Annotated in this window: 23 protein-coding genes and 3 pseudogenes; 15 read left to right on the plus strand and 11 right to left on the minus strand. The window is 70.9% G+C overall.

Going from position 1 to position 26,115, the window contains the following annotated elements; translation table 11 throughout:
• Positions 1 to 513 precede the first annotated feature (513 nt).
• The 4 genes from AB5J53_RS29730 to AB5J53_RS29745 all read left to right on the plus strand — a co-directional run bounded on the left by AB5J53_RS29730 (position 514) and on the right by AB5J53_RS29745 (position 3,407).
• Positions 514 to 1,503 carry a malate dehydrogenase gene (locus tag AB5J53_RS29730; RefSeq protein ID WP_369248691.1) on the plus strand — a complete coding sequence of 330 codons (990 nt, stop codon included), beginning with the start codon at positions 514 to 516 and terminating at the stop codon, positions 1,501 to 1,503.
• 208 nt (positions 1,504 to 1,711) lie between these two features.
• Entirely contained in the window at positions 1,712 to 2,125 is a 414-nt protein-coding gene (locus tag AB5J53_RS29735) for a hypothetical protein (protein ID WP_369248692.1), read from the plus strand.
• Positions 2,122 to 2,481 carry a hypothetical protein gene (locus AB5J53_RS29740; protein ID WP_369248693.1) on the plus strand — a complete coding sequence of 120 codons (360 nt, stop codon included), beginning with the start codon at positions 2,122 to 2,124 and terminating at the stop codon, positions 2,479 to 2,481. Before AB5J53_RS29735 ends, AB5J53_RS29740 begins: the two co-directional genes overlap by 4 nt.
• A gap of 29 nt (positions 2,482 to 2,510) precedes the next feature.
• Positions 2,511 to 3,407 (plus strand): hypothetical protein, encoded by an 897-nt coding sequence (locus AB5J53_RS29745; protein ID WP_369248694.1) that lies wholly within the window; start codon positions 2,511 to 2,513, stop codon positions 3,405 to 3,407.
• 18 nt (positions 3,408 to 3,425) lie between these two features.
• Here AB5J53_RS29745 and AB5J53_RS29750 read toward each other — a convergent pair whose 3' ends face one another.
• Positions 3,426 to 4,328, minus strand: a complete 903-nt coding sequence (locus tag AB5J53_RS29750; RefSeq protein ID WP_369248695.1) for a GNAT family N-acetyltransferase — start codon at positions 4,326 to 4,328, stop codon at positions 3,426 to 3,428.
• A 70-nt stretch (positions 4,329 to 4,398) separates the two neighbouring features.
• The gene (locus tag AB5J53_RS29755; protein ID WP_369248696.1) at positions 4,399 to 5,160 is read right to left on the minus strand and encodes a hypothetical protein; all 762 of its coding nucleotides are present in this window, start codon (positions 5,158 to 5,160) and stop codon (positions 4,399 to 4,401) included.
• Between the two features lie 204 nt (positions 5,161 to 5,364).
• On the opposite strand from AB5J53_RS29755, the gene AB5J53_RS29760 reads away from it, so the two are divergent.
• The 5 genes from AB5J53_RS29760 (at position 5,365) to AB5J53_RS29780 (ending at position 12,688) form a co-directional block, all read left to right on the plus strand.
• The gene (locus AB5J53_RS29760) at positions 5,365 to 6,876 is read left to right on the plus strand and encodes an aldehyde dehydrogenase family protein (RefSeq protein ID WP_369248697.1); all 1,512 of its coding nucleotides are present in this window, start codon (positions 5,365 to 5,367) and stop codon (positions 6,874 to 6,876) included.
• 131 nt (positions 6,877 to 7,007) lie between these two features.
• Complete coding sequence (locus AB5J53_RS29765; protein ID WP_369248698.1) at positions 7,008 to 8,537, plus strand: GMC family oxidoreductase; 1,530 nt, start codon at positions 7,008 to 7,010, stop codon at positions 8,535 to 8,537.
• On the plus strand, positions 8,537 to 9,769 hold the full coding sequence (locus AB5J53_RS29770) for a glycine betaine/L-proline ABC transporter ATP-binding protein (RefSeq protein WP_369248699.1): 1,233 nt from the start codon (positions 8,537 to 8,539) through the stop codon (positions 9,767 to 9,769). Before AB5J53_RS29765 ends, AB5J53_RS29770 begins: the two co-directional genes overlap by 1 nt.
• Positions 9,769 to 11,727 (plus strand): ABC transporter permease, encoded by a 1,959-nt coding sequence (locus AB5J53_RS29775; protein ID WP_369248700.1) that lies wholly within the window; start codon positions 9,769 to 9,771, stop codon positions 11,725 to 11,727. The genes AB5J53_RS29770 and AB5J53_RS29775 overlap by 1 nt, the downstream gene beginning before the upstream one ends.
• 1 nt (position 11,728) lies before the next feature.
• Entirely contained in the window at positions 11,729 to 12,688 is a 960-nt protein-coding gene (locus tag AB5J53_RS29780) for an ABC transporter substrate-binding protein (RefSeq protein WP_369248701.1), read from the plus strand.
• Positions 12,689 to 12,793: 105 nt separating this feature from the next.
• On the opposite strand, the gene AB5J53_RS29785 is transcribed toward AB5J53_RS29780, so the two are convergent.
• The 3 genes and pseudogenes from AB5J53_RS29785 to AB5J53_RS29795 form a co-directional block, all read right to left on the minus strand.
• Positions 12,794 to 13,546, minus strand: a complete 753-nt coding sequence (locus tag AB5J53_RS29785) for an isocitrate lyase/phosphoenolpyruvate mutase family protein (protein WP_369248702.1) — start codon at positions 13,544 to 13,546, stop codon at positions 12,794 to 12,796.
• Between the two features lie 17 nt (positions 13,547 to 13,563).
• A pseudogene (locus tag AB5J53_RS29790) lies at positions 13,564 to 13,725 on the minus strand (carboxymuconolactone decarboxylase family protein); the annotation flags it as partial.
• A gap of 56 nt (positions 13,726 to 13,781) precedes the next feature.
• The gene (locus AB5J53_RS29795) at positions 13,782 to 14,330 is read right to left on the minus strand and encodes a carboxymuconolactone decarboxylase family protein (protein ID WP_369248703.1); all 549 of its coding nucleotides are present in this window, start codon (positions 14,328 to 14,330) and stop codon (positions 13,782 to 13,784) included.
• 47 nt (positions 14,331 to 14,377) lie between these two features.
• Here AB5J53_RS29795 and AB5J53_RS29800 point away from each other — a divergent pair, with 47 nt between their 5' ends.
• A complete protein-coding gene (locus AB5J53_RS29800; RefSeq protein ID WP_369248704.1) occupies positions 14,378 to 15,796 on the plus strand; it encodes a PLP-dependent aminotransferase family protein in 1,419 nt (472 codons plus the stop codon).
• A gap of 161 nt (positions 15,797 to 15,957) precedes the next feature.
• Here AB5J53_RS29800 and AB5J53_RS29805 read toward each other — a convergent pair whose 3' ends face one another.
• Positions 15,958 to 16,782 (minus strand): hypothetical protein, encoded by an 825-nt coding sequence (locus AB5J53_RS29805; RefSeq protein ID WP_369252543.1) that lies wholly within the window; start codon positions 16,780 to 16,782, stop codon positions 15,958 to 15,960.
• A 185-nt stretch (positions 16,783 to 16,967) separates the two neighbouring features.
• On the opposite strand from AB5J53_RS29805, the gene AB5J53_RS29810 reads away from it, so the two are divergent.
• The 3 genes and pseudogenes from AB5J53_RS29810 to AB5J53_RS29820 form a co-directional block, all read left to right on the plus strand.
• Positions 16,968 to 17,318: a hypothetical protein gene (locus tag AB5J53_RS29810; protein ID WP_369248705.1), complete on the plus strand. Its 351-nt coding sequence runs from the start codon at positions 16,968 to 16,970 to the stop codon at positions 17,316 to 17,318.
• Positions 17,319 to 17,376: 58 nt separating this feature from the next.
• Positions 17,377 to 18,022 (plus strand): annotated as a pseudogene (locus AB5J53_RS29815) (glutathionylspermidine synthase family protein); the annotation flags it as partial.
• Between the two features lie 351 nt (positions 18,023 to 18,373).
• Positions 18,374 to 18,547: pseudogene (locus AB5J53_RS29820) on the plus strand (glutathionylspermidine synthase family protein); the annotation flags it as partial.
• A gap of 19 nt (positions 18,548 to 18,566) precedes the next feature.
• Here AB5J53_RS29820 and rocD read toward each other — a convergent pair.
• On the minus strand, positions 18,567 to 19,781 hold the full coding sequence (rocD, locus tag AB5J53_RS29825) for an ornithine--oxo-acid transaminase (protein ID WP_369248706.1): 1,215 nt from the start codon (positions 19,779 to 19,781) through the stop codon (positions 18,567 to 18,569).
• A gap of 363 nt (positions 19,782 to 20,144) precedes the next feature.
• Here rocD and AB5J53_RS29830 point away from each other — a divergent pair, with 363 nt between their 5' ends.
• Positions 20,145 to 21,590: a glycine hydroxymethyltransferase gene (locus AB5J53_RS29830; RefSeq protein ID WP_369248707.1), complete on the plus strand. Its 1,446-nt coding sequence runs from the start codon at positions 20,145 to 20,147 to the stop codon at positions 21,588 to 21,590.
• A 23-nt stretch (positions 21,591 to 21,613) separates the two neighbouring features.
• Here the strand turns inward: AB5J53_RS29830 and AB5J53_RS29835 are convergent, their stop codons facing one another.
• The 4 genes from AB5J53_RS29835 to AB5J53_RS29850 all read right to left on the minus strand — a co-directional run bounded on the left by AB5J53_RS29835 (position 21,614) and on the right by AB5J53_RS29850 (position 24,794).
• Positions 21,614 to 22,273 carry a hypothetical protein gene (locus AB5J53_RS29835; RefSeq protein WP_369252545.1) on the minus strand — a complete coding sequence of 220 codons (660 nt, stop codon included), beginning with the start codon at positions 22,271 to 22,273 and terminating at the stop codon, positions 21,614 to 21,616.
• Positions 22,274 to 22,429: 156 nt separating this feature from the next.
• A complete protein-coding gene (locus AB5J53_RS29840) occupies positions 22,430 to 23,158 on the minus strand; it encodes a hypothetical protein (protein WP_369248708.1) in 729 nt (242 codons plus the stop codon).
• Positions 23,159 to 23,320: 162 nt separating this feature from the next.
• A complete protein-coding gene (locus AB5J53_RS29845; protein WP_369248709.1) occupies positions 23,321 to 24,187 on the minus strand; it encodes a hypothetical protein in 867 nt (288 codons plus the stop codon).
• The gene (locus AB5J53_RS29850; RefSeq protein WP_369248710.1) at positions 24,180 to 24,794 is read right to left on the minus strand and encodes an RNA polymerase sigma factor; all 615 of its coding nucleotides are present in this window, start codon (positions 24,792 to 24,794) and stop codon (positions 24,180 to 24,182) included. Before AB5J53_RS29850 ends, AB5J53_RS29845 begins: the two co-directional genes overlap by 8 nt.
• A gap of 100 nt (positions 24,795 to 24,894) precedes the next feature.
• On the opposite strand from AB5J53_RS29850, the gene trpS reads away from it, so the two are divergent.
• The gene (gene trpS, locus AB5J53_RS29855; protein ID WP_369248711.1) at positions 24,895 to 25,908 is read left to right on the plus strand and encodes a tryptophan--tRNA ligase; all 1,014 of its coding nucleotides are present in this window, start codon (positions 24,895 to 24,897) and stop codon (positions 25,906 to 25,908) included.
• Positions 25,909 to 26,115: the final 207 nt, after the last annotated feature.

The following is a 26,115-nucleotide window of genomic DNA, read 5'->3' on the forward strand; positions in this document are numbered from 1 at the left end:
GGGTGTATCCCACCCACCGCCTGGCCCCTCCACCCCGGCCGGCAAGTTTTTAGCCCGTCCGGCGTTTGAGGACGAGGCCGTCAAGGCCGATTGCGGGGGTCTGGGGGCGGCAGCCCCCAGGTACGGGACGGGTAGGGGCGGAGGGGGCGAAAAAAGCATCGCCCGGCAGGGATTGCTCGCCCTGCTCCGGGGCAGGCGCACCGTACCCCCACGGGATCCGGAGCCGTCCGGGAGGAGTCACCCCCTTCCGGGCCGGACCCCCGGTACCCCTTCAGGCGGCCGCCCCGCCCACTCTCCCGGGCCGGGCGGCCGCCTCTCGGGGGGTTCTGTGGGGTGGGCCACACGGACCCGGACGTCGGGGGTCCCGGATGCGCGATAGCCTGACGGCGGATCTCTCTTGACGCCAAGAGATCGATCATCGGTACCCCTGATCGATCATCGCGGCGGACGCAGGGGAAGATCCTGCACCCGGGGCAGGGACGCCCCACCGCCAGCTGTCATACGGAGAACGCCATGACCCGCACTCCCGTGAACGTCACCGTCACCGGCGCGGCCGGCCAGATCGGTTACGCCCTGCTCTTCCGCATCGCCTCCGGCCAGCTGCTCGGCGCGGACGTGCCGGTCAAGCTGCGCCTCCTGGAGATCACGCCGGCGCTGAAGGCCGCCGAGGGCACCGCCATGGAGCTCGACGACTGCGCCTTCCCGCTCCTTCAGGGCATCGACATCACGGACGACCCGAACGTCGCCTTCGACGGCACGAACGTCGGTCTGCTCGTCGGCGCCCGCCCCCGTACCAAGGGCATGGAGCGAGGCGACCTCCTGTCGGCCAACGGCGGCATCTTCAAGCCGCAGGGCAAGGCCATCAACGACAACGCCGCGGACGACGTCAAGATCCTGGTCGTCGGCAACCCGGCGAACACCAACGCGCTGATCGCCCAGGCCGCCGCCCCGGACGTACCGGCCGAGCGCTTCACGGCCATGACCCGCCTGGACCACAACCGCGCGCTGACCCAGCTCGCGAAGAAGACGGGTACCACGGTCGCGGACATCAAGCGCCTCACCATCTGGGGCAACCACTCCGCCACCCAGTACCCGGACATCTTCCACGCCTCGGTCGCCGGCAAGAACGCCGCCGAGGTCGTCAACGACGAGAAGTGGCTGGCCGAGGACTTCATTCCGACCGTCGCCAAGCGTGGCGCGGCGATCATCGAGGCCCGGGGCGCGTCCTCCGCCGCTTCCGCCGCCAACGCCGCCATCGACCACGTATACACCTGGGTCAACGGCACCGCGGACGGCGACTGGACCTCCATGGGTATCCCGTCGGACGGTTCGTACGGCGTCCCGGAGGGTCTCATCTCCTCCTTCCCGGTCACCACGAAGGACGGCCAGTACGAGATCGTCCAGGGCCTGGACATCAACGAGTTCTCCCGCGCCCGCATCGACGCGTCGGTGAAGGAGCTCGAGGAGGAGCGCGAGGCGGTCCGCGCCCTCGGCCTGATCTGACGATCCGAGCCACCCCCGCACCACATCAGCCCCTGTCCGGGAAGCCGGATGGGGGCTGACGCGTGCGTACGGAAAGTACGTATCGAACGTACGTGCTTTGTCGCCATATAGGGGGGTGCAGCGGGAGTAACCCTCGCTATCGTCGTGACGTACGGTCCGCCGGGGGAACGGGGGCGTGGCCGGGGGAGCACGGCGGGGGTGGGTCCCGATGGCGGGATCGCAGAGACGGTACGCGCGCAGTGAGGCGACACGGCTGCTGTGTGCCGGGGCGCATCTGGACACGGTCTTCCGGGCGCGGGTCATCGACGAACTCATAGGGCACGAAGAGCGTCCCGCGGCGCCGTCCCTCGGTGTCGACGTCGTCGCCGTGCTGGCCCACGCGCTGCGGGCGCGCCGGAAGGATGCCTCGACCGGGATCGCGCTGCTCGTGATCTGGGTCGTCTTCTTCCTGGTGGAGATCGGCCGGGCGGCTTCCGGACTCGGTGGTTTCGGGGCGCTGTTCGGCGCCGTCGCCGTCCTGTACTACGCGTCCGTCTGCTTCCTGCTGTGGTTCGCGCGGGCCGCGTCCGGGTGGGGCATGACGATGTACGCCGCGTCGTACAACGAGGGGGAGCAGGGATGAGCGAGGGCAGGGGCGGACGGGTCGACCGGATCAACCGCAGCGCGGTGAACTTCGGTGACCACGGCAGCGCCGAGTACCACGAGGCACCGCGCGCGGCCGCCGACGAGACGACCGCGGTGCTCCTGGACGCCGTCCGCACCCTGCGCGAGCATCTGCGGCTGCTCACGGAGACGGACGCCACGACCGGGCTCGACGGTGAACTCGCCGTCGTACAGGGGGAGATCGAGCGAACGGGCCGGGCGGACCCGGCGCGGCTCGGCAGGCTGCGTATGCGGCTGGAGACCGCCGTCGCGGTGGTGGCGGGGCTGGCGTCGACGGCGGCCGTGGTGCAGGTGATCGCGCAGCTCGCGGGCTAGCGGGACCGGAGTGGAGCGGGGGTGACGAGGTGGCGCAACGGTGGGACGCGGACCGTCGGCGGTGGGTCGACGACAGCGGCGGGGCTCGGGATGCCGCCGACGCCGGCGGGACACCGCCGGACGCGGCGCAGCAGTGGTGGGCGTCCGTGCCGACCCAGTCGGGGCTCGTTCGGCCGGACTGGTCTCCGGCTCCGGCATCCGTGCCGCCACCGCCACCGCCACCGCCCGGGCCCGGCAGGGGGACCGCGGACTCGCGCCGGCTCCTCGTGGTGATCGTGGCCGTGGCGCTCCTCGCGGGCGGTGTGGGAGGCGGGGTCTGGGCGCTGACCAGGAAGGACTCGGCAGGGCATGCCGACGCCGGCGCGACACGGCCGGCGGTGACCGTCACGGCCACACAGACCGCTCCCTCGCCGGAGACCGGTTACACGTCCGGGAGTGAGGACGCCTACGCCGATCCGGCGGAGTCCCCTGCCCCGGGGCCGTCGCCCGGGTACAGCCGGGCGGTGGATCCGGTCGGTTACACCGTGGATGTGCCGGAAGGGTGGGTGCGCAAGGAGGTCCAGGGCAAGCTGGCGCCGGTCGTCACGTACACGGCACCCGGTGGCAGCAGCAGGCTCATGCTGTTCGAGGTCAAGGAGAGCTCCCTGACCGAGTCGTTGGACCAGGCCGAGGCGATCTGGCAGCAGCTGTCGGGCTACCAGCTCCTGAGCCGGCAGACGGGCCCCGACTGGACGGAGGTCGCCTACCGCTACGACAGCAAGCAGAACGGAGCCACTCACGTCATCGACCACCGCTTCGCGGCCGCCGACGGCACGCTGTACGCGATCAACGCGAGTGGTCCCGAGGGCGAGGACATGACCGGCACGCTCACCACGGCCCTGAACTCCTTCTGCCTCACGGGTGTCGACTGCGCGAGCCGTTCATAGGCGGACGACCGTGAGCAGTTACTGGTGCGAGGCGTCGGGCAGTCGCTTCTCGAACCAGTGGGCGGCATACACGTTCTCGTCGTAGCGCGGGATCTCCGTGTACCCGCACGCCCGGTACATCGCCTGCGCCTCCGTGAGCACCGCGTGCGTGTCGAGCCGTACGGCCTCGTATCCGCGCTCGACGGCCTGCCGTTCCAGGCCGAGGAGGATCCGCCGCGCGAGGCCGAGCCGCCGGGCCGCGGGGTGCACCCACACATGCCGGATCTCGCCCACCTGGGGTTCGAGCCGGCGCAGCGCCCCGCAGCCCACGGGCCGCCCTTCCTCGTACGCGACCAGGAAGGCACCCGAGCCCCCCGACACCTCATCGGGCTGTACCAGGGCGGCGGGGTCGAAGCCCTCAGGGAACCGTTCGTCGATGTCGGCGGCGTACGCGGCGAGGCAGTCCCGCGCGTCGCGGGAGGCGCCGTCGACGAGCTCGACGGTGATCGCGGCCAGCCGCAGCAGCCGCTCGGCGACGGCCACGGCGGCGGTCAGTTCGTCGCGCTGCCGTGCGTCGAGACCGCTGAGCAGCCCTTCGGCCAGCCCGTTGGCCCGCCGGTTCTGCTCCTTGACCTCGACGAGACCGGCCGGCGTGAGCTCCGCCATCCGCAGCCGGTTGTCCGCGGGATGCACGCACACCCGTACGAGACCCTGCGCCTCCAGGGCCCGCACCATCCGGCTCAAGTACCCGGCGTCCAGGCCGAGTCGGCCCCTGAGCTCCCGCAACGAGGCTCCGTCGTCCCCGATCTCGAAGAGCAGCCGTGCCTCGCCGAGGGGCCGGTCCTGGCCGAGGTAGTGATCGTCGAGCACGCCGATGCGGCGCGTGAAGTAGCGGTTGAACCGCCGCAGCGCCTTCACATGGTTCGCTGACACTGGCTCCATATTTCTTTGACTTTAGTCAAAGGAAATGGGGGTGTCCATGAGTCGTCGGAGATGCCGGCGTCCGGGCGCCTCACTGCATCTGCAGCTCGCTCCGCAGCTTCCCGATGTCCACCGACTGGTCCGCCGACGGAGTCGCGGACGGGACCGGCTTGTCGTAGTCCGTGAACGTGAGGGTCGTCTCGGCGCCGTTGCCCGTCTCGGTCGCCCGGAACAGGTGGTGGTCGGAGTCGGTGGTGACGTACATCGTGGTCGTGGTGCCGTCTTCCTTGTGCGTCAGCGGGATCACCTTCGTGCCGTCGACCGTCGTCTCGGCGCCCTTCTTCAGGGACTTCGCGTCACCGGAGTCGCCGGTGGCGGCCTGCTGGAAGGACTTGAGGTCGCAGATGTCGGCCACGCCCTTGAGGAGGGTGTCGGACGTGGAGCCGTGGATGTAGCGGTTCTTGAAGAGCTCGGCGGCCGCCGAGCCCTGGCCGCCCGGCATCTGCGCCTTCCAGAAGTCCGCGTCCGGTTTCATCCACACCTCGGCGCCCCGTTTGACGATCTGGACGCCGCCCCCGTCGGAGCCCATCCGCATGCTGCCCGCGCAGTTGCCGTCCTGGTCGAGCGAGAGGTCTATCGACGTCGGCTGCGTCTTGCTCGTCGCCGCGTCCGCGCTCTTGTCCGTCAGCTTCATATGGACGGACTTCGCTTTCACGAGGCCTTCCTGCGCCTTGTCGGAGAGCTGCTGAGCGGTGAGATCGTTTCCGTCGTCCGCGGTGGCCGCCGTGGCGAGGCCGGTGGAAAGCAGGAGCGCCACGGTCGCTGTCGCGCAGGTCAACGTCTTCCGGGACATCGCGTCACCTCCGGGATGCCGATCACTCTCAGCGTACGTTTCGGGCAATTTGGTCGCATTTTCGACGTTTTTTCAGTGACCCGCCGCACTTTTGGTCACGGGTTGTGCATGTATCCGGGGTCGGGGGGCAGGTGCTCCCGGCCCCCGAGGGTGACACGCGTGTGACGCAGGGGCACTGAACAGGAACGGAAGGCAACACCGATCATGGCCGGACAGCAGGCACAGCAGACCATCCATGTGGGCGGCGAGTGGCGCGAAGCCCTCTCCCGCGCCACCCGCGAGATCCTCGATCCCGCCGATGCCAAGCCGTTCACCGTGGTCGCGGAGGGTGACGAGAAGGACGCGGACGCGGCCGTCGAGGCCGCCCGCCGCGCCTTCGATGCGGGCCCCTGGCCGCACACCCCGGTCGCCGAGCGCGCCGCCCTTCTGCGCCGTGTCGCCGATCTCCTCGTACGCGATCGCGCACAGCTCGGGCTCCTGGAGAGCCGCGACGCGGGCAAGACCCTGGAGGAGGGGTGCGTCGACATCGACTGCGTCGCCGACGCCTTCCGGTACTTCGCCGATCTCGTCGTGGGCGAGGGCGGCGGACGGGTCGTCGACGCGGGCTCCGACGAGATCCACAGCGTCGTGGTGCACGAGCCCGTCGGCGTCTGCGCGATGATCACGCCCTGGAACTACCCGCTCCTGCAGGCCAGTTGGAAGATCGCGCCCGCGCTCGCCGCCGGGAACACCTTCGTCATCAAGCCGAGTGAGATCACTCCGCTTTCGACAATCGCCCTTGTGGACCTGCTCGTCGAGGCCGGGCTGCCCGCCGGGGTCGCCAACATCGTCACCGGTCCCGGCCACTCCGTCGGTGCCCGGCTCGCCGAACACCCCGACGTCGACCTCATCTCCTTCACCGGTGGTCTCATCAGCGGTACGAAGGTCGCGCAGGCCGCCGCCGTGAGCGTCAAGAAGATCGCCCTCGAGCTCGGCGGCAAGAACCCGAACGTCGTCTTCGCGGACGCCTGCGCGACCGAGGAAGGCTTCGACACCGCCGTCGACCAGGCCCTCAACGCCGCCTTCATCCACAGCGGTCAGGTGTGTTCCGCCGGGTCGCGCCTCATCGTCGAGGAGTCCGTGCGCGAGCGCTTCGTCGCCGAACTCGCCCGCAGGGCCCAGAAGATCAGACTCGGGCGCGGTACCGAGAAGGGTGTGGAGTGCGGGCCGCTCGTCTCCGAGCAGCAGCGCGAGAAGACCGAGGCGTACGTCGCCTCCGCGCTCGCGGAGGGCGCGGTGCTGCGGGCAGGCGGCCGACGGCCCGAGCCGTCCGACGTCCGGCCCGCCACCGGGTACTTCTACGAGCCGACCGTCCTCGACCAGTGCCACCGCGAGATGAAGGTCGTCCGCGAGGAGGTCTTCGGGCCCGTGCTCACGGTGGAGACCTTCCGTACCGAGGACGAGGCCGTCGCGCTCGCCAACGACACCGAGTACGGGCTCGCCGGCGCCGTCTGGACCGCCGACGCGGGCCGCGCCCGCCGCGTCGCCGGACGGCTGCGGCACGGCACCGTCTGGATCAACGACTTCCACCCCTACCTCCCGCAGGCGGAGTGGGGCGGCTTCGGCAAGAGCGGGGTGGGGCGCGAGCTCGGCCCGGCCGGTCTCGCCGAGTACCGCGAGACGAAGCACGTGTACCAGAACCTCGCGCCGAAGCCGGTCCGCTGGTTCGCGGGCTGACCCCGAGCCGCTGGTTCGCCGCCTGAACCCGCTCCGCCGGCTGAAGCCCGTCCCCGGCTGAAGCCGCCGTCCCCCGTCCCCCCACCACCGCTACGCGCCGTACCTTGCACGCCCCAGAGGAGCACCACTTCATGTCCCAGCACGAGAACACGTACGACTACGTCGTCATCGGCGGCGGCACGGCGGGCTCCGTCATCGCATCCCGCCTCACCGAGAACCCGGACGTCACCGTCGCCGTCATCGAGGGCGGCCCGAGTGACGTCGACCGCGAGGACGTCCTCACCCTGCGCCGCTGGATGGGCCTGCTCGGCGGGGAGTTGGACTACGACTACCCGACGACCGAGCAGCCGCGCGGCAATTCGCACATCCGGCACAGCCGCGCCCGGGTGCTCGGCGGCTGCTCGTCCCACAACACGCTGATCGCGTTCAAGCCGCTGCCGTCCGACTGGGACGAGTGGGAGGAGGCGGGTGCCAAGGGCTGGGGCGCGGTGCCGATGGAGGCGTACTACGCGAGGCTCCTCAACAACATCGTCCCGGTCGACGAGAAGGACCGGAACGCCATCGCCCGCGACTTCGTCGACGCGGCGCAGCAGGCGCTCGGCGTACCGCGCGTCGAGGGCTTCAACAAGAAGCCGTTCACCGAGGGCGCCGGCTTCTTCGACCTGGCGTACCACCCGGAGAACAACAAGCGGTCGAGCGCGTCGGTGGCGTATCTGCATCCGGTGATGGACCAGCGCGCCAACCTGACGCTGCTGCTGGAGACCTGGGCGTACAAGCTGGAGCTGGACGGGACGCGGGCGACGGGCGTGCACGTCCGCACCAAGGACGGCGAGGAGATCCTCGTACGGGCTCGGACCGAGGTCCTGCTGTGCGCGGGCGCCGTGGACTCGCCGCGGCTGCTGCTGCACTCCGGCATCGGGCCACGCGCCGAACTGGAGGCGCTCGGCATCCCGGTCGCGCTCGACCTCCCCGGTGTCGGCGAGAACCTGCTCGACCACCCCGAGTCCGTCATCGTCTGGGAGACCAACGGTCCCATCCCCGAGAACTCCGCGATGCACTCCGACGCGGGCCTGTTCGTGCGCCGGGACCCGGAGCACCAGGGGCCGGACCTGATGTTCCACTTCTACCAAATCCCCTTCACGGACAACCCGGAGCGGCTGGGCTACGAGCGCCCGGCGCACGGCGTCTCGATGACACCCAACATCCCCAAGCCGCACAGCCGCGGCCGCCTGTACCTGACCAGCGCCGACCCGGCCGAGAAGCCTGCCCTCGACTTCCGGTACTTCACGGACGAGGACGACTACGACGGACGTACCCTCGTCGACGGCATCAAGATCGCCCGCGAGATAGCGAAGGCCGAGCCGCTCGCCGGCTGGCTCAAGCGCGAGGTGTGCCCCGGCCCCGCCGTCACGGACGACGAGGAGCTCAGCGCGTACGCGCGACAGGTGGCGCACACCGTGTACCACCCGGCCGGCACCTGCCGTATGGGTGCGCCATCGGACGAACTCGCGGTCGTCGACCCAGAGTTGCGCATCCGCGGCCTCGACGGCATCCGGATCGCCGACGCGTCCGTCTTCCCGACGATGCCCGCCGTGAACCCGATGATCGGGGTGCTCATGGTCGGGGAGAAGTGCGCCGACCTGCTTGGAGGTGGTGCGTGATGAGTACCGCGACCCTGCGTCAGGACAAGGGCACCGAGCCCGTCTTCTCCGTACACAACCTGTGGAAGGTCTTCGGCCCCAAGGCCGAGCGCGTCCCCGCCGACCCCGAGCTCGCCGCGCTCACCCCCGCCGAGCTGCGCTCCCGCACCGGCTGCACGGCCGCCGTCCACGACGTCAGCTTCGACGTGCGCAAGGGGGAGGTGTTCGTGGTGATGGGCCTGTCCGGCTCGGGCAAGTCCACGCTCGTGCGCTGCCTCACCCGGCTGATCGAGCCCACCTCCGGCGGCCTCGCGATCGACGGCGAGGACGTCCTCGCCATGGACAAGGCCCGGCTGCGCGAACTGCGCCGCCACCGCGCCGCGATGGTCTTCCAGCACTTCGGCCTGCTGCCGCACCGCTCGGTCCTCGACAACGTCGCGTACGGCCTGGAGATCCAGGGCGTCTCGCGTACGGAACGCCGCGCGAAGGCGGCCGAAGTCGTCGCAAAGGTCGGCCTCGAGGGCATGGAGCAGCGCAGGCCGGGTCAGCTGTCCGGCGGCCAGCAGCAGCGCGTGGGCCTGGCGCGGGCGCTCGCCGTCGACCCCGAGGTCCTCCTCTTCGACGAACCGTTCAGCGCGCTCGACCCGATGATCCGGCGCGACATGCAGGAGGAGGTCATCCGGCTCCACCGCGAGGAGGGCCGCACGATGGTCTTCATCACCCACGACCTGAACGAGGCCCTGCGCCTGGGTGACCGCATCGCCCTCATGCGCGACGGCCGCATCGTCCAGCTCGGCACCCCCGAGGAGATCGTCGGCTCACCCGCCGACGACTACGTCCGCGAGTTCGTACGGGACGTTCCGCGCGAGCAGGTGATGACGGTGCGTACGGCTATGCGGGCCGCGTCCGCGGAGGAGGCGGGGAGTGGCCCCGCGGTAGCGCCGGACGCGACCGTGTCGCAGGCCATCGAGGCCGTCGCCCGCACCGGCTCCCCGGCCCGCGTCATGGACGAGGGCCGCTGCGTCGGGGTGGTCGACCACGAGCGCCTGCTGGGCGTGGTCGCGGGGACGGCCACTGCGGCCGACGCGGCCGATGCACCTGCCGTGCCTGCTCCACCCGCGGGCAATCGTGCCGCTGGGGCGGCACCCGTCCCAGAGACAGGTGGCACCGGCAAAGCGCCGTCCCGCGACACCCAAGCCCCGGCCGGCCCTGACGCAGGTTCCCCTGTCGCCCCCGGCGAGGAGGTGGCTTGATGGCTACCGCAACAGCGCCGCTGGGCCATACCGGGCTGGCCGAGCGAGCCAGAACAGTCGTCCGCCACCGCGCCGCAGGCAAGCTGGCCCTGCTCGCCCTGGCGGCAGCCGTGATCGTGCCGATCCTCAACGCCCGCTGGGCGAGCGGAACCTGGCCCCACGCCCTCACGGTCGACCTCACCGACCCCCTCGGCAAGGTCAGCACCTGGATCATCGACAACAGGGACAGCCACCCCCTGTTCCTCTACTTCTTCGGCTACATCAGCAACGCCGTGGTCCTCTCCGTCCGCGCCGTCTACCTCGTCCTGCTCGCCGCGGGCTGGGCCGGCGTCACGGCAGTGGCGGCCCTTGTCGCCTGGCGAACGGCGGGCGTACGCCTGGCCCTCGGCACCGCCGCCGCGTTCCTCACCTGCGGCCTGCTCGGCATGTGGGTGCCCACCATGCAGACACTCGCGCTCATGGTGGTCGCCGTACTGGCGTCCGTCGCACTGGGCGCACTGCTCGGCCTCGCCGCGGGCCTCTCCGACCGCACGTACCGCGCGCTGCGGCCCGTGCTGGACACCATGCAGGTGCTCCCGGCGTTCGCGTACCTCCTCCCCGTAGTCCTGGTCTTCGGCATCGGCGTCCCCGCGGCCGTACTCGCGACCGTCGTGTACGCCGCACCGCCCATGGCCCGCCTCACCGCGCTCGGCCTGCGCGGCGCGGACACCGGTGTGATGGAGGCTGTCGCCTCGCTCGGCGCCACGGCCCGCCAGCTGCTGCTCACCGCCCGCCTCCCGCTGGCCCGCAAGGAACTCCTCCTCGGCCTCAACCAGACGATCATGATGGCGCTGTCCATGGCCGTCATCGCCTCCGTGATCGGCGCGGGCGGCCTCGGCGACCGCGTCTACCAGGCGCTGGCCTCCGTCGACGTGGGCGCCGCGTTGGCGGCCGGAGTCCCGATCGTGCTGCTCGCGGTCGTCCTGGACCGGGTGACGGGAGCGGCGGGGGAGCGGCTCGGGGGCGACTCCCGGGGGAACCCGATGGCATGGGCGTACGCCCTCGGCGCGGCCGTCGTCGTCGCGGTCGCCGGACGCCTCGCGGGCCGCCTCGACTGGCCCGACCCCTGGATCGTGCACATCGCCGAGCCGGTGAACCGCGCCGTCGACTGGATGACCGACCACCTCTACTCCGGCGTTCCCTACATCGGCGGCACCGCCGACTGGGCGGGCCACTTCACGACCTGGATCCTCGACCCGCTCCGGGACGGCCTCCAGTGGCTGCCCTGGTGGTCGGTCCTCCTGATCGTCGCCGCCCTCGCCTGGCTGATCGGCACCTGGCGCACCGCGCTCACCGCCGTCCTCGCGATGGCCGCGATCGGTGTGCTGGGCGTGTGGAAGCCGTCGCTGGACACGCTCTCGCAGGTGCTCGCGGCGGTCGCCGTGACCCTCGTGCTGGGCTTCGCGATCGGCATCGCTGCCGCGCGCAGTGAGCGTGTCGAGCGCCTGCTGCGCCCGGTCCTCGACGTCTTCCAGACCATGCCGCAGTTCGTGTATCTGATCCCGGTGGTGGCGCTGTTCGGCGTCGGCCGCGCGCCCGCCGTGGCCGCGGCGGTCGTCTACGCCCTGCCCGCCGTCGTCCGTATCACCACCCAGGGCCTGCGCGCCGTCGACCCGGCCGCACTCGAATCGGCCCGCTCGCTCGGCGCGACCAGCGGGCAGCAACTGCGCCAGGTCCAGCTCCCGCTGGCCCGCCCCGCACTGCTCCTCGCCGTCAACCAGGGCGTCGTACTCGTCCTCGCCGTCGTCATCATCGGCGGTCTCGTCGGCGGCGGCGCGCTCGGCTACGACGTCGTCTTCGGCCTCGCCCAGGGCGACCTGGCGACCGGCCTGGTCGGCGGCGCCGCGATCGTCTGCCTCGGCCTGATGCTCGACCGGGTGACCCAGCCCACCGAACGCCGCGCGAAGAAGGGAGCGTGACATGCGACTGCGTACGACTTATGTGGTGGCCGGTGCCTCGGCCCTGTTGCTGCTGACCGGCTGCGGCGCCGCCGACATGACCAAGCAGGCCTCGCCCTTCGCGAACGCCCAGGGCGCCAAGACCGTGACCCTGTCCGTTCAGTCGTGGGTCGGCGCCCAGTCCAACGAGGCCGTGGCCCAGTACCTCCTGGAACACGAGCTCGGCTACCGCGTCGACACCGTCCAGGTCGACGAGGTCCCCGCCTGGGACGCCCTCAGCCAGGGCCGCGTCGACGCGATCCTGGAGGACTGGGGCCATCCCGACCAGGAGAAGCGCTACGTCGAGGACAAGAAGACGATCGCGCGCGGCGGCGACCTGGGCGTCACCGGTCACATCGGCTGGTACGTCCCCACGTACTTCGCCCAGCAGCACCCCGACGTGACCGACTGGAAGAACCTCAACAAGTACGCCGACCAGCTCCGCACGGCCGAGAGCGGCGGCAAGGGCCAGCTCCTGGACGGCTCCCCGTCCTACGTCACCAACGACAAGGCCCTGGTCAACAACCTGAAGCTGAACTACCAGGTGGTGTTCGCCGGTTCGGAGGCCGCGCAGATCACCCAGATCAAGCAGTTCGCCAAGGAGAAGAAGCCCTTCCTCACCTACTGGTACTCCCCGCAGTGGCTCTTCAAGAAGGTCCCCATGACCGAGGTGAAGCTCCCCGCCTACAAGGAAGGCTGTGACACCGACCCCAAGAAGGTCGCCTGCGCGTACCCCCACACCCCGCTCCAGAAGTACCTCAACGCGGACTTCGCCAAATCCGGCGGCAAGGCGGCCCAGTTCCTGAAGAACTTCAAGTGGACGACCGAGGACCAGAACGAGGTCTCCCTGATGATCGCCAACGAGAAGCTGTCGCCTCAGGAGGCGGCGAAGAAGTGGGTCGAGTCCCACGAGTCGACATGGAAGACATGGATTCCCTCGTAGCTGTGGGCGTGCGTGCCGCCAGGGGCGGCTCCCGCCCCACAGAGAGCGGCACCTCGTAGGCGTCGAGTTGCGCATTCCTCCGCCCCAGCCCCCACGCCGGGCGCCTCAAGAAGAGGCGCCCGGCAGGCCTTGTCGCAGGCCGGCCACGATGCCCCGCAACGCTTCTGCCGCCCGCCGCTGCAACCCCGGCCCAAAGGTCACGCGGGTGGCCCCGAGCTCCCCCAGCTCGGACACCGAGGGCCCATCAAGCCGGGCGAACACGTTCACCGGCCCCTGAATCCCCGCCCGCACCAGCGGAAGCGCGTCGAGCGGCGCCCCGATCGGATACACGCAGTCGGCCCCGGCAGCCACGTACAACGCGGCCCGCTCGATCGCCCGCTCCGGATCCGAGTCCCCGTGCACGAAGACATCCACGCGAGCGTTGACGAAGAGCTCTGCACCCGCAGCCCCCCGCACCTCGGCGAGCCAGTCGGCATGCCGCGCCGCGTCCTTGAGAACACCCCCGGCGGAGTCCTCAAGATTGCAGCCGACCGCACCCGCTTCCAGCAGCCGCTCCACCAACTCCTTGGGCGCGAGCCCGTACCCGCCCTCGACATCCGCGGACACGGGCACGTCGACGGACCGTACGATCCGCGCGACCGCCGCGAACATCTCGTCGGCGGGCGTGGCCCCGTCCTCGTACCCGAGCGACGCGGCGACCCCCGCGCTGGGCGTGGCGAGCGCCGGGAACCCGGCATCCGCGAACACCCGCGCGCTCGCGGCGTCCCAGGGTCCGGGCAGGACGAGCGGCTCACCCGGGAGACGGCTCTGGTGCAGCGCGCGGAACGTCTCGACCTTGCTCACGACCTCGCTCACCATTCCGTGCTCCCCGTTGGGAGCCGGAGCCGGTCCTCGTCGGCCCCCTGCTCGCGGGCGGGCTTCAAAGGCGTGTCGAGGCAGAACGCGCCTTGGTTGAGCTGCGAGGCGCGGGTCATGACCAGCTCGGCGAGGGCAGGGTCCCCGAGCCCCTTCTTCGCGGCGGCGCCGAGCGCCCGCATCGCGGTACGGATGCCGGCGCCGAGGCGGGTCGTGCGCGGCGCCGCGAGGGCGGCCGTCACTTGTACTGCCCCGCCTGATAGTGCCCGGGAACGAGACGGCAGGTCACGCCGAACCGGTTCCACGCGTTGATCACCGTGATCGCGGCGATCAGCTGGGCCAGCTCGGCCTCCTCGAAGTGCGCGGCGGCGTGTTCGTACACCTCGTCCGGCACGAAGCCGTCCGTCAGGACCGTGACCGCCTCGGTCAGTTCGATCGCCGCGAGCTCCTTCTCCGTGTAGAAGTGCTTCGACTCCTCCCACGCGCCCAGCTGCACGATCCGCTCGACGCTCTCGCCCGCCGCGAGCGCGTCCTTGGTGTGCATGTCCAGGCAGAACGCGCAGTGGTTGAGCTGTGAGGTGCGGATCTTCACCAGTTCCAGGAGCACGGGGTCCACACCCCGCCGGGCCGCCGCGTCGAGCCTGATCATGGCCTTGTAGACGTCGGGGGCGAGCTCGGCCCAGCGCAGACGGGGGCTGTGCTCGGGGGCGTACCGCACGGTCGCGTCGGTCTTCTCGATCGTCTCGGGCTTCGTGCTCTTCGTGATCTCGTCCGTGTGGGTCGTCATGTGATCGACCCTAGGAGCGGAGTAGCCCAGGGGTATGGTCCATTTCTATGGTGAAAACATGGGCCACTTTGGGGGTCGACGGGGTCGACGGGGTCGAAGGGGTGGATCTCCATGTCGAGCTGCCCGGATCCGGTGTCCGCAAAGGCCTGACGGACGCGCTCCGCGAGGCGGTCCGCAGTGGCCGTCTGGCTCCCGGAACCCGCCTCCCGTCCTCCCGCTCGCTGGCCGCCGATCTCGGCATCGCGCGCAACACGGTCGCCGACGCGTACGCCGATCTCGTCGCGGAGGGCTGGCTCACCGCACGCCAGGGCTCGGGCACGAGGGTGGCCGAGCGGACGGTCGTGCGGCCGGCGCCGGAGTCGGCGCCGCCCAGACGAGAGCAGGGGCGCCCCACCTACGACCTGGTCCCCGGCAGCCCCGACCTCGCCTCCTTCCCGCGCACCGCATGGCTCAAGGCGGCCCGCCGCGCGCTGACCGCCGCGCCGCACGACGCTCTCGGCTACGGCGATCCGCGCGGCCGCCCCGAACTGCGCACCGCCCTCGCGGGTTACCTCTCCCGTGCCCGGGGCGTACGGGCCGACCCGGAGCGCATCGTGATCTGTTCCGGTTTCTCGGACGGCGTGACGCTGCTCGGCGCGGTGCTGCGGCAGCGGGGCCTGCGCTCCCTCGCCGTGGAGTCGTACGGCCTGGACGTCCACTGGAACCTGCTGCGCCGCTCGGGCCTGCGCACGACGCCGCTCCCCTTCGACGAACTGGGCACGCGGACAGGGGACTTGTCGGGCGTGCGGACCGTCCTCCTCACCCCCGCCCATCAGTTCCCCATGGGCGTGCCGCTCCATCCGGACCGCCGGGCCGCGGTGGTGGACTGGGCCCGTCGCACCGGTGGGCTGATCCTGGAGGACGACTACGACGGCGAGTTCCGCTACGACCGCCAGCCGGTCGGCGCGCTGCAGGGCCTCGACCCCGACCGCGTGGTCTACCTGGGCACCGCCAGCAAGTCGCTGGCCCCCGCGCTGCGTCTGGGCTGGCTCGTGCTGCCCCCGTCACTCGCGGACGAGGTCATCTCGCTGAAGGGCGGCGGAGGCTGGTCCACCGGCGCCCTGGACCAGCTGACCCTCGCCGAATTCATCACCTCCGGCGCGTACGACCGGCATGTCCGCGCCGCCCGGCTCCGCTACCGGCGCCGCCGGGACGCCCTTGTCGCCGCCCTCGCGACCCGGGCCCCCGCCGTCCACGCCACCGGCATCGCCGCCGGCCTCCACGCCGTGCTCCAACTCCCCCCGGGCACCGAGCAGTCGGTGGTCCAAGCCGCCGCCTGGCAGGGCCTCGCCGTCCACGGCCTCTCGCGCTACCGCCATCCCGACGCGGCCCCCGACCCCCTCGACGCACTGGTCGTGGGTTACGGCACACCACCGGACCACGCGTGGTCGGGCGCGCTGGACGCGCTGTGCCGGGCGCTGCCCTGAGGGTTCCTGTGAGGTGGGACGGTTTTCGCCCCCTCCGCCCCTGCCCGTCCCGTACCTGGGGGCTGCGCCCCCAGACCCCCGCTCAAAAGATTGCGCAGTTCCCACTCACCCGCAGCCGAAAGGCTGGTCGGGACGGGCAGGGGCGGAGGGGGCGAAAAGCCCTACGCCTCCTCACCCGGCGCCTCGCCGAACCGCGCCAGCGCCAACGCCCCCACCACAGCCACCGCAAACCCGAGAACCGCCAACCACGCCAGCCCCTCCCGCGTACGGTCCCCCAGCCACACCACCCCCACCACCGCGGGCCCGATGGTCTCCCCGATGACCAGCCCGGCGGTGGCCGTCGTCACCGAGCCCCGCTGCAAGGCCGAGGTGAGCAGCAGAAACGCCGCCCCTCCACCAAGAAGCAGCGCATACGTCGCCGGATTGCTCAGCAACGCCCCCGGATCGAGGTCGTCGATGAGCCGCACCGCCACCTCGACCACCCCGAACCCGAACCCGGCGCCCAGCCCGAGGGCGAGCGGCCGTCCCCGCTCGGGCAACCGCCCGCCCGCGAGGCTCAACAGCAGCACGGCGACGGCCGTGCCCAACATCGCGTACTTCAACGCCGTGGACCCCGCCACCTCACCCTCCGTCCCGGACGCCAGCCCCAGCATCGCGAGCCCCGCGCACACGACCCCCACCGCGCCCCACTCGACCCGGCTCAACCGCACCCGCAGCAGCCACGAGGCCACCACCGCCGTCACGGCGAGACTCGCGGCGAGCGCCGCCCCGACCGCGTAGATCGGAATCGACCGCAGCGCGGCGATCTGCAGCAGGAACCCGACCCCGTCGAGCGCGAGCCCCGCCAGATACCGCCACTGCCGCAGTGCCCGCAGCAGCAGCGCCGTGTCGCCGCCCGGTCCGCTGTCGGCCGCCGCGCGCGCTGCCATCGCCTGCAACACCGTCGCCGTACCGAAGCAGACCGACGCACCAAGGGCGCACATCATTCCAAAGAGCACGAAGTGACTGTAGGGGACGGTGAATCGCGGGGGGCCACTGCGTGCTCCCCGTAAGTGATCTCTAATCTGATCACCTTCAGCAAGCGAATGAACTGAACAGAACAAGCGCCCCGCTCCGAAACAGCGGCGAACACGCACCACTCAGAAGCCATGGCGACAACGGGGGAACGGACATGGCAGACACTCGACGCCAACTGCGCTCGGGCGCGGTCGTGCTGGGCGGTATGGGACTTCTCGCGGCGGCGCTCACCGCCTGCTCCTCGGACCCCGACAAGCGCTGCGTCGACCGCGACAGCTACAACCTCACCAAGGGGTACAAGGTCGTCGCCGACAAGAACTGCAAGTCCACCAAGACGTCGGTCAACGGCTCCTGGTACTACGGCGGCAAGAAGAAGAGCGGCTGGGTCGACGGCGGCTCCTTCGCCAAGCCCCGCAAGGGGTCCGGCAGTTCGAGCGGCGGCGGCCACGGCAGCAGCGTCGACCGCGGCGGCTTCGGCAGCGGCAAGGGCAGCTCCGGCGGCTGAGCGCGTACGACGCCTTCGTACCCGTACGCGCTCAAGGACCCGATCGGACCCGTACGTCATGGAACGCCGCACCGTCGCGCCCCGCCCCGGCTGGCAGCAGACCGTCGAGGAGCAGGGCCTCATCTACCCGCTCACCCTCCCCCAGTCTCGGCTTCGCGCGACCGGGGGGACCCCCATCCCCGACGACTCCCTGCGCCCCTACTGGGACGAGAGCGCGTACTACGTCTCCTCGCTCCCCGAGGTGGAGGCGCTGGAGGAGGTTGTCGAGGAACTGCACCGCATGTGCCTGGCGGCGGCCGACCACATCGTCGCCGCGGACCGCTTCTCCGGCCTCGGCATCACCGACCCGCGCGTCGCCGAACTCGTCGCCGAGGCCTGGCACCGTCGCGCCGAACTCCCCTCCGTCCACGGCCGTTTCGACCTCCGCTACGACGGCACGGGCCCCGCGAAGCTCCTGGAGTACAACGCCGACACCCCGACCTCCCTCGTCGAGGCCGCGAGCCCCCAGTGGTTCTGGATGGAGGACCGCTTCCCGGGCGCCGATCAGTGGAACTCCCTCCACGAGCGCCTGGTCGCCGCCTGGAAGAAACAGGCCGCCCTCCTCGCTGAGGCGGCCCGCCCTACTCCGCGCACTCCTTCGAGGAACTCGGCGATGACCTAACGAGGTCGAGTCCCTGAAGGGGACCGCGGAGCAGGCGGGCCTAATCACCGACCCATCGAGGAGATCGGCTGGGACCATTCCTGGTCAGTGAGCAGGCTGTGAGCCCGTGCACCGGCACGCCCCGAACGGTGTTGGGCGCACTGGTCGTCCGCTTTCGCATCCCGGGCGGCGCCACGGATCATGTCCGTGGTCCGAGCCGGGCGGGCGGAGTCCCTCACGACCTGGCCTCTGGGAGCGGACAAAGGCGACGGGGAGGCCCTGAACCATCTCTCTGGTGGAGCAGGGGCCCCGCACGCTGGCGCCGCTCCCGGCGTCCCAGATCGCACCGCAACGCTACCCCGACCGGCCTAACGCACCGCAATCCTGTCAGCTGACCGTCACACGATCGAGCTAGCGCGAAGTTCCCTGCTGCTACCAGGAGTTGGCGCCCCTGCCCGCCTTCGACGGCAACCGTGTCGTCCTCGGCGCCTGGGTCGTCGAGGACGAGTCGGCGGGCCTCGGCATCCGCGAGTCCTCCGGCCTGATCACCGACGAGTACGCCCGCTTCCTGCCGCACGTCATCCTCTAGCGCGAAGAGCGCGAAGCCTCTACGCCCCCAGTACGCCCCGGAGTTGGGCGAGCCCCCAGTCCAGATCCTCCTTGCTGATGACCAGGGGCGGGGCGATCCGGATCGTGACGCCGTGCGTGTCCTTGACGAGGACGCCCCGGTCCATCAGCTTCTCGGAGATCTCCCGCCCCGTGCCGTACTCCGGAGCGATGTCGATGCCCGCCCACAGCCCGCGCCCGCGCACCTGTGTGACATGGCCGGTGTCCGTCAGCAGGCCCAGCTCGTGGTGCAGATGCTCGCCAAGCTCGGCGGCCCGCCGCTGGAACTCGCCCGACCGCAGCATCGCGATCACCTCCAGCGCCACCGCACAGGCCAGCGGATTCCCCCCGAACGTCGACCCGTGCTCCCCGGGCCGGAACACCCCGAGCACCTCACTGGACGACACCACGGCAGAGACGGGTACGACCCCACCGCCGAGCGCCTTGCCGAGCACATACATGTCGGGCACTACGCCCTCGTGCTCGCAGGCGAAGGTGCGCCCGGTCCTGCCCAGGCCCGACTGGATCTCGTCCGCGATGAACAGGACATTCCGCTCCCGCGTCACCTCCCGCGCCCCCTGGAGATAACCGGGCGGCGGCACCAGCACCCCCGCCTCGCCCTGGATCGGCTCCAACAGCACGGCGACCGTCTCCTCGCCGACCGCCTCCCGCAGCGCCGCCAGATCCCCGTACGGCACGATGTCGAAGCCCGGCGTGAACGGGCCGAAGTCCGCCCGCGCCTCCGCGTCCGTCGAGAAGCTGATGATCGTCGTCGTACGGCCGTGGAAGTTGTCGCTCGCCACGACGATCCTCGCCCTGCCGTCCGGGACGCCCTTGACGCGGTACCCCCACTTCCGGGCGGTCTTCACCGCGGTCTCCACCGCCTCCGCGCCCGTATTCATCGGCAGCACCATCTCCATGCCGCACAGCGCCGCCAGCTCCCGGCAGAAATCCGCGAACCGGTCGTGATGGAACGCCCGCGACGTCAGCGTCACCCGCTCCAGCTGCGCCTTCGCCGCGTCGAGCAGCCGCCGGTTGCCATGTCCGAAATTCAGCGCCGAGTATCCGGCCAGCAGGTCGAGGAAGCGGCGCCCCTCGACATCCGTCATCCAGGCCCCGTCCGCCGTCGCCACGACGACCGGCAGCGGGTGGTAGTTGTGCGCGCTGTGCGCGTCGGCCGAGGCGATGAACGCCTCCGTCGTCTCCGTAGCGGTCACGGGATCTCCGTTTCTTGACGTGCGGCAGGAGGGCCGCGTCCCCGAGCACGGGGGAGTGGTGCCCGCGAGTGGTGGGTGGCTTGTGGCCTATTTCCTATCGTCGCTCGCATGGTGGACTCGGGAACCCGGCCGTCCGGCGCGCCCGGTAGGCTGACCGGCGGGGCCGTGACTGGCGCGCTGGGATGGGATCGACCATCGGGGAGCGGCCCCACGCTGCGTCTTCCCGGGGGACAACCCCGGACCCCGGGCCGGAAAGACAGGTCGGCCGAGGGGCCCGGAGCGTTCACGCGAGGAGGCCTGGTGACTAAGTGCCGTGCGCCTGGGCCGACCCGTGAACGCTGAACGCCACGTCCGGAGGCCGTCATGCCAGAGCCCCTTTCCACCGAGTCCACCGCCTTCCGCAGCGCCCTCGACGTGATCCGGGCCGTGGAGCCCCGCGTCGCCGACGCGATCGGCCAGGAAATCGCCGACCAGCGCGACATGCTCAAACTGATCGCCTCCGAGAACTACGCCTCCCCGGCCACCCTCCTGGCCATGGGCAACTGGTTCAGCGACAAGTACGCCGAGGGCACGATCGGCCGCCGCTTCTACGCCGGCTGTCGCAACGTCGACACGGTCGAGGGCCTCGCCGCCGAGCACGCGCGCGAACTCTTCGGCGCCGAGCACGCCTACGCCCAGCCGCACTCCGGCATCGACGCCAACCTCGTCGCCTTCTGGGCCGTCCTCGCCGCCCGCGTCGAGGCCCCCGCCCTGGAACGGGCCGGCGTCCGCAACGTCAACGACCTCTCCGAGGCCGACTGGGCCGAGCTGCGCCAGGCCTTCGGCAACCAGCGCATGCTCGGCATGTCCCTGGACGCCGGCGGCCACCTCACCCACGGCTTCCGCCCGAACATCTCCGGCAAGATGTTCGACCAGCGCTCCTACGGCACCGACCCCGCCACCGGCCTCATCGACTACGAGGCCCTGCGCACCTCCGCCCGTGACTTCAAGCCGCTGATCATCGTCGCCGGCTACTCCGCCTACCCCCGTCTGGTGAACTTCCGCATCATGCGGGAGATCGCCGACGAGGTCGGCGCGACCCTCATGGTCGACATGGCGCACTTCGCCGGTCTCGTCGCCGGCAAGGTCCTCACCGGCGACTTCGACCCGATCCCACACGCGCAGATCGTCACCACCACCACGCACAAGTCGCTGCGCGGCCCGCGCGGCGGCATGGTGCTGTGCGACGAGACCCTCGCCGAGCAGGTCGACCGCGGCTGCCCGATGGTCCTCGGTGGCCCCCTTCCCCATGTCATGGCCGCCAAGGCCGTCGCACTCGCCGAGGCCCGTCGCCCCGAGTTCCGCGACTACGCCCAAGCCGTCGTCGACAACTCCCGCGCCCTCGCCGAGGGCCTGATGCGCCGCGGCGCCACGCTGGTCACCGGCGGCACCGACAACCACCTCAACCTGATCGACGTCGCCTCCTCCTACGGCCTCACCGGCCGCCAGGCCGAGTCCGCACTGCTCGACTCGGGCATCGTCACCAACCGCAACGCCATCCCCGCCGACCCGAACGGCGCCTGGTACACCTCCGGCATCCGCATCGGCACGCCCGCGCTGACCACCCGTGGTCTGGGCACAACCGAGATGGACGAGATCGCGGGCCTGATCGACCGCGTCCTCGCCGCCGCCGAGCCCGGCACCACCGCCAAGGGCAGCCCGTCCAAGGCCCAGCACGTCCTGGACCCGAAGATCTCCGACGAGATCGCTCACCGCGCCACCGACCTGCTCGCCGGCTTCCCGCTCTACCCGGAGATCGACCTCGGCTGACGCACCCGGCACTTCACCGGGGGCTACAAGTCGATCAGCTCCTGGCGTGGTTCCCGCGGCGGTCCGGCAGCTTCATGCCGGGCCGCCGCGTGGCGTATCAGAAGGGTGCCGCCGACTCCGATCACCAGGCCTGCCGCCAGCCCGGGTATCGCCCACCACGCACGCGCCACCGCATGCGGGTCCGAGACAGCCACCGACGCACTTCCCGAGCCGAACAGCCTCCCCTGCTTCTCCAACTGCTCGAACACCGAGCGCGGTGCCCGATGCCAGCGGATGTCGTCGTCCTCCACGTCGGGCGAAGGATCACTGCGCACCCACGGCGTCCCGTCCGCCGCGACGAACACCTGGTCCTGGCGCTCTATGGCGACATCGCCGCCGGGCGCCCTGTTGGTCTGAGGCCAGCCCCCGATCCCGGTCAGCCCCCAGACCACCGTGGCCCGCACCTTCGGGAAGCGGCCGGCCACCCATGCCTCGGGCACCCGCTCCGTCCCCGTGTACTTGGGCGACAGCAACCGCCAGAGCCGCACGAAGTCACCCTCGTCGGCGTGCAGGGTGGTCGTCCGGCCCGTGTCACCGGCGATGACCACGGCCAGATCCGGGGTGTCGGCCTTCACATACGGAGTGGTGCCCGTCGAGGCGTGGGCCCCCCGTGCACCGAGCGCGGCCAGCGCCACGGAAACCAGCAACAGGAGCCATAACCTCGCTCTCGCCCATCTGACCTGAAACCTCATCCGGCCCCCGTCATCCGTGCTCCCGCTCATGCGTCCCCCTCGTCATCCATCCCCTCGTGCGTCCCGCACCCCCTCGCGCGTCCCGCACCCCCTCGCGCGTCCCGCACCTCACACGTCCCGGAGCTCCTGCCGAGGCTCCGTCTCGCGCTCCCGCCCGCCCAGAGGCCTGGCTCCCGGCACCCCGGCGACCAGCGGCCGCAGCACCAGGGCCAGCACGGCTCCGGCCGCCGCCCCCGGTATCGCCCACCACCAGTCGGTGCCGTCTTCGGTCGTGGCACTCGCGGCGGTCGTGGTGCTGGGTCGTTCGGTGGGTGTGGGCGCCGGCGCCTTGCCGGAGCCCTCCGGCGTCTGCCAGGGGGCCGGGAAGATTCCCCCGCCGCCCTCGGTCGACGGCTTGCCCAGTACGCCGAGCTTCTTGAACAACGCCCGCACCTGGGCCGGGCGTTCGGCCTTGTGCCAGTAGCCGTTCATACTTGGCAGGTCTGTCGTCGTATGTATCCAGACGTCCTTGCTCCGCGGCGAGTCCGGATAAACGCGGTCGACCCGCCATGGCGACACGTCGTGGACCAGCCACGTGACATTGAGCTGATGTCCGCCGGCGGCTCCCAGCCCCGGCGGCTCCTCGCGCGTGCCCGAGCCGGGCTCGCCCAGCAGGCGCATCAACTGCCCGTACTCCTCGTCCGAGTAGTACAACGCCGTGGTCTCCGCGCTCTCCGGCGAGACCACCAGCACGCTCGTCGGGCCGCCGGCCATCGCGGACGGTGCCCCCAGCAGCACCGCCGCGAGGGCCACCGCCAACGCGCCCATCACCGCGAGCAGTTCACGAAGCCTGCGCATCCGAACCCCCAACCAGCCGGTCGATCCACGTGCGGCCCGCCCGCACGCCGTGTGTCACTTCTGGTACACCGCTCGACCCGCCGGGGTTCCCACTCGACGCCGACCAAATTTCCGGCTGGTCCGGCGCCCTTCATGTCCGACTTCTCCGAACCACTTCTCCGACTACTTCAGCGACTTCGCGATCTCCACCGCCCGTGCCTTGGACGCCACCCCCTCGAGCCGGAGGGTCACCTCACCCCCGTGCATCCACAGCAGCGTGGGCCCCGCGGTCCGCTCGGAGCGGGTGAAGCGATCGCCGTCCGCGTCGATGAGCCAGAAGCTCAGCAGGTGCGGCTTGGGAAACCACAGGGCCGGGTTGGTGTAGTCCTCGTCTCCGCTCAGCGACACCCACTGCGGCTGCTCCCGCACCGTCTTGGAGAAGCCGATGTCGAGGCGGGCGGGAAACTCGTCCAGCCGGATCGTGTGCCCGTGCTCGCGCCAGCACAGACTCATCAGGAGCCGTCCCTTCGGCTCCCGCGTCACCGCCGCCGCGTCCGGCGTCCCGAGGGCGCCGGGCACGAGAGGCGCGAACCCCGCCTGCCGCCCGGCCTGTGCCAGTGTCAGCGAAGGGCCGCACCCCGGCACCCGGGCCCCGGTCGAGGGCACCGCCGACGGGTCGTACCGCACCTCGACCCCGCCGAAGCCGAACCAGTCGACGACCGCGGCGCGCACCGGAGGCGTGAGCACGAGGACAGTCAGCACACCGCACAGGCCCGCGGTCACCGCGCGCCAGCGCACCCGCGCCCAGCGGCGCACCGCCCGAAGCCGCTCGCCGGGCCCCGGCGGCTCGGCCACCGGGACCGGGATCCGCTCGGCGAGTATCTGCTCCAGCACCCGCTCGACCATCGACTCGTTGCCGTCGGCGGCCGGGCCGTCCAGCGAACGCCCGAGCGCCCGCAACTCCTCCGGTAGCCGCGAGACACCCTCACGGGCGGCCCGACCCCGGTCACCGGAGGGCTCCGCGCCCCCCTCCCCGTACGACTCACTCATGCTCATCACCCCCTTCCCGAGGTTCTCCGGGTTCGAAGTCCGGCAGCAGCCGGCCCAGCTTGCGCAGGGCGCGGTTGAGGCGGGACTTCACCGTGCCGCGCGGCCAGCCCAGGGCCTGGGCCGTCTCCGGTTCGTCCATCTCCAGGAGATAGCGGTACGTGACGACGAGGCGGTGCTCCTCGCTCAGCTGATCCAGGGCGGCCAGCAGTGCCGCGCGGCGCTCTATCTCCAGCGCCGCGACCGCCGGGTCCGCCGATTCCGGTATCAGCGGCTCCGCCTCCGCGAACACGGCCTCCCGGCCGGCCAGCGTCCGCTGGCGCACCGCCGTCCGCACTGTGTTCCTCGTCTCATTGGCGACGATCGAAAGCAGCCACGGCTTGAACGCCGCGCCGTCCCGAAAGCGCCCCAGCGAGCAGTACGCCTTGATGAAGGCCTGCTGCACCACGTCCTCCGCGTCCGCACCCGCGCCAAGCGCCCTGGCCGCCCTGATCGCGATGCCCGTGTGGGCACGGACCAGCTCCGCATACGCCTCCGGCTCACCGGCGCGTACGCGTGCGATCACCACGGCCTCGTCGACGACGATGCGGCCCCCCTCCCGCGTCCTCACACTCTTGCTACACCGCTCGAGGCCGATCGGTTCCCACCTGTGTCACATCTGTTTCCGACCAGTTCCGGTCCGGGCCCCGACACCTGAGAGAATGGTGAACATGGCCTCTGATCGTCCCCGCGTGCTCTCCGGAATCCAGCCCACCGCAGGCTCGTTCCACCTCGGCAACTACCTCGGCGCCGTCCGCCAGTGGGTGGCCCTGCAGGAGTCCCACGACGCGTTCTACATGGTCGTCGACCTGCACGCGATCACCCTTCCGCAGGACCCCGCGGACCTGCGAGCCAACACCCGGCTCGCCACCGCGCAGCTGCTCGCCGCCGGTCTCGACCCGGAGCGCTGCACGCTCTTCGTGCAGAGCCACGTCCCCGAGCACGCCCAGCTGGCCTGGATCATGAACTGCCTCACCGGCTTCGGCGAGGCGTCCCGCATGACGCAGTTCAAGGACAAGTCCGCCAGACAGGGCGCCGAGCGCGCCTCCGTGGGTCTCTTCACGTACCCGATCCTGCAGGTCGCGGACATCCTGCTGTACCAGGCCAACGAGGTCCCGGTCGGCGAGGACCAGCGCCAGCACATCGAGCTCACGCGTGACCTCGCCGAGCGCTTCAACGGCCGCTTCGGCCAGACGTTCACGGTCCCGAAGCCGTACATCCTCAAGGAGACGGCGAAGATCTTCGATCTTCAGGACCCGACGATCAAGATGAGCAAGTCGGCGTCGACCCCGAAGGGCCTCATCAACCTGCTCGACGAGCCGAGGACGACCGCCAAGAAGGTCAAGAGCGCGGTCACCGACACGGACACCGTCATCAGGTATGACACGGAGCACAAGCCGGGTATCAGCAACCTGCTGACCATCTACTCGACCCTCACCGGAACCGGTATCGAGGAACTGGAGCAGAAGTACACCGGCAAGGGCTACGGTGCGCTCAAGACGGATCTCGCCGAGGTCATGGTCGACTTCGTGACGCCGTTCCGGGAGCGCACCCAGCAGTATCTGGACGACCCGGAGACACTCGACTCGATCCTGGCCAAGGGTGCCGAGAAGGCACGTGCCGTCGCCGCGGAGACGCTGTCCCAGGCGTACGACAAGGTCGGCTTCCTGCCCGCCAAGCACTGACGGCCGGGGCTGCCGCCGTACGACAGTCGAAACGCTGTCGTACGGCAGCGGCATCGCAGCCCCTACCACACTCCGTTCGGCAGTCAGTACGAGACGAGCGCGACACTCCTACGACCGCCGACAGCGGGCCGCACCGCCGTACAGTCGAAAGCCGAAGAGGCCGAGCAGCCACCCCTGCCCGCGCGGAAACACCGGACCTTCGAAACT

The organism is Streptomyces sp. R41, from assembly GCF_041053055.1.
Taxonomy (GTDB): domain Bacteria; phylum Actinomycetota; class Actinomycetes; order Streptomycetales; family Streptomycetaceae; genus Streptomyces.

Bases quoted from the DNA above. Each gene is read 5' to 3' on its own strand.
- AB5J53_RS29730 (WP_369248691.1), top strand. From the start codon at position 514: ATGACCCGCACTCCCGTGAACGTCACCGTCACCGGCGCGGCCGGCCAG.
- AB5J53_RS29735 (WP_369248692.1), top strand. From the start codon at position 1,712: ATGGCGGGATCGCAGAGACGGTACGCGCGCAGTGAGGCGACACGGCTG.
- AB5J53_RS29740 (WP_369248693.1), top strand. From the start codon at position 2,122: ATGAGCGAGGGCAGGGGCGGACGGGTCGACCGGATCAACCGCAGCGCG.
- AB5J53_RS29750 (WP_369248695.1), bottom strand. From the start codon at position 4,328: ATGGAGCCAGTGTCAGCGAACCATGTGAAGGCGCTGCGGCGGTTCAAC.
- AB5J53_RS29755 (WP_369248696.1), bottom strand. From the start codon at position 5,160: ATGTCCCGGAAGACGTTGACCTGCGCGACAGCGACCGTGGCGCTCCTG.
- AB5J53_RS29760 (WP_369248697.1), top strand. From the start codon at position 5,365: ATGGCCGGACAGCAGGCACAGCAGACCATCCATGTGGGCGGCGAGTGG.
- AB5J53_RS29765 (WP_369248698.1), top strand. From the start codon at position 7,008: ATGTCCCAGCACGAGAACACGTACGACTACGTCGTCATCGGCGGCGGC.
- AB5J53_RS29770 (WP_369248699.1), top strand. From the start codon at position 8,537: ATGAGTACCGCGACCCTGCGTCAGGACAAGGGCACCGAGCCCGTCTTC.
- AB5J53_RS29775 (WP_369248700.1), top strand. From the start codon at position 9,769: ATGGCTACCGCAACAGCGCCGCTGGGCCATACCGGGCTGGCCGAGCGA.
- AB5J53_RS29780 (WP_369248701.1), top strand. From the start codon at position 11,729: ATGCGACTGCGTACGACTTATGTGGTGGCCGGTGCCTCGGCCCTGTTG.
- AB5J53_RS29785 (WP_369248702.1), bottom strand. From the start codon at position 13,546: ATGGTGAGCGAGGTCGTGAGCAAGGTCGAGACGTTCCGCGCGCTGCAC.
- AB5J53_RS29795 (WP_369248703.1), bottom strand. From the start codon at position 14,330: ATGACGACCCACACGGACGAGATCACGAAGAGCACGAAGCCCGAGACG.
- AB5J53_RS29800 (WP_369248704.1), top strand. From the start codon at position 14,378: ATGGTGAAAACATGGGCCACTTTGGGGGTCGACGGGGTCGACGGGGTC.
- AB5J53_RS29805 (WP_369252543.1), bottom strand. From the start codon at position 16,782: ATGATGTGCGCCCTTGGTGCGTCGGTCTGCTTCGGTACGGCGACGGTG.
- AB5J53_RS29810 (WP_369248705.1), top strand. From the start codon at position 16,968: ATGGCAGACACTCGACGCCAACTGCGCTCGGGCGCGGTCGTGCTGGGC.
- AB5J53_RS29830 (WP_369248707.1), top strand. From the start codon at position 20,145: ATGCCAGAGCCCCTTTCCACCGAGTCCACCGCCTTCCGCAGCGCCCTC.
- AB5J53_RS29840 (WP_369248708.1), bottom strand. From the start codon at position 23,158: ATGCGCAGGCTTCGTGAACTGCTCGCGGTGATGGGCGCGTTGGCGGTG.
- AB5J53_RS29845 (WP_369248709.1), bottom strand. From the start codon at position 24,187: ATGAGTGAGTCGTACGGGGAGGGGGGCGCGGAGCCCTCCGGTGACCGG.
- trpS (WP_369248711.1), top strand. From the start codon at position 24,895: ATGGCCTCTGATCGTCCCCGCGTGCTCTCCGGAATCCAGCCCACCGCA.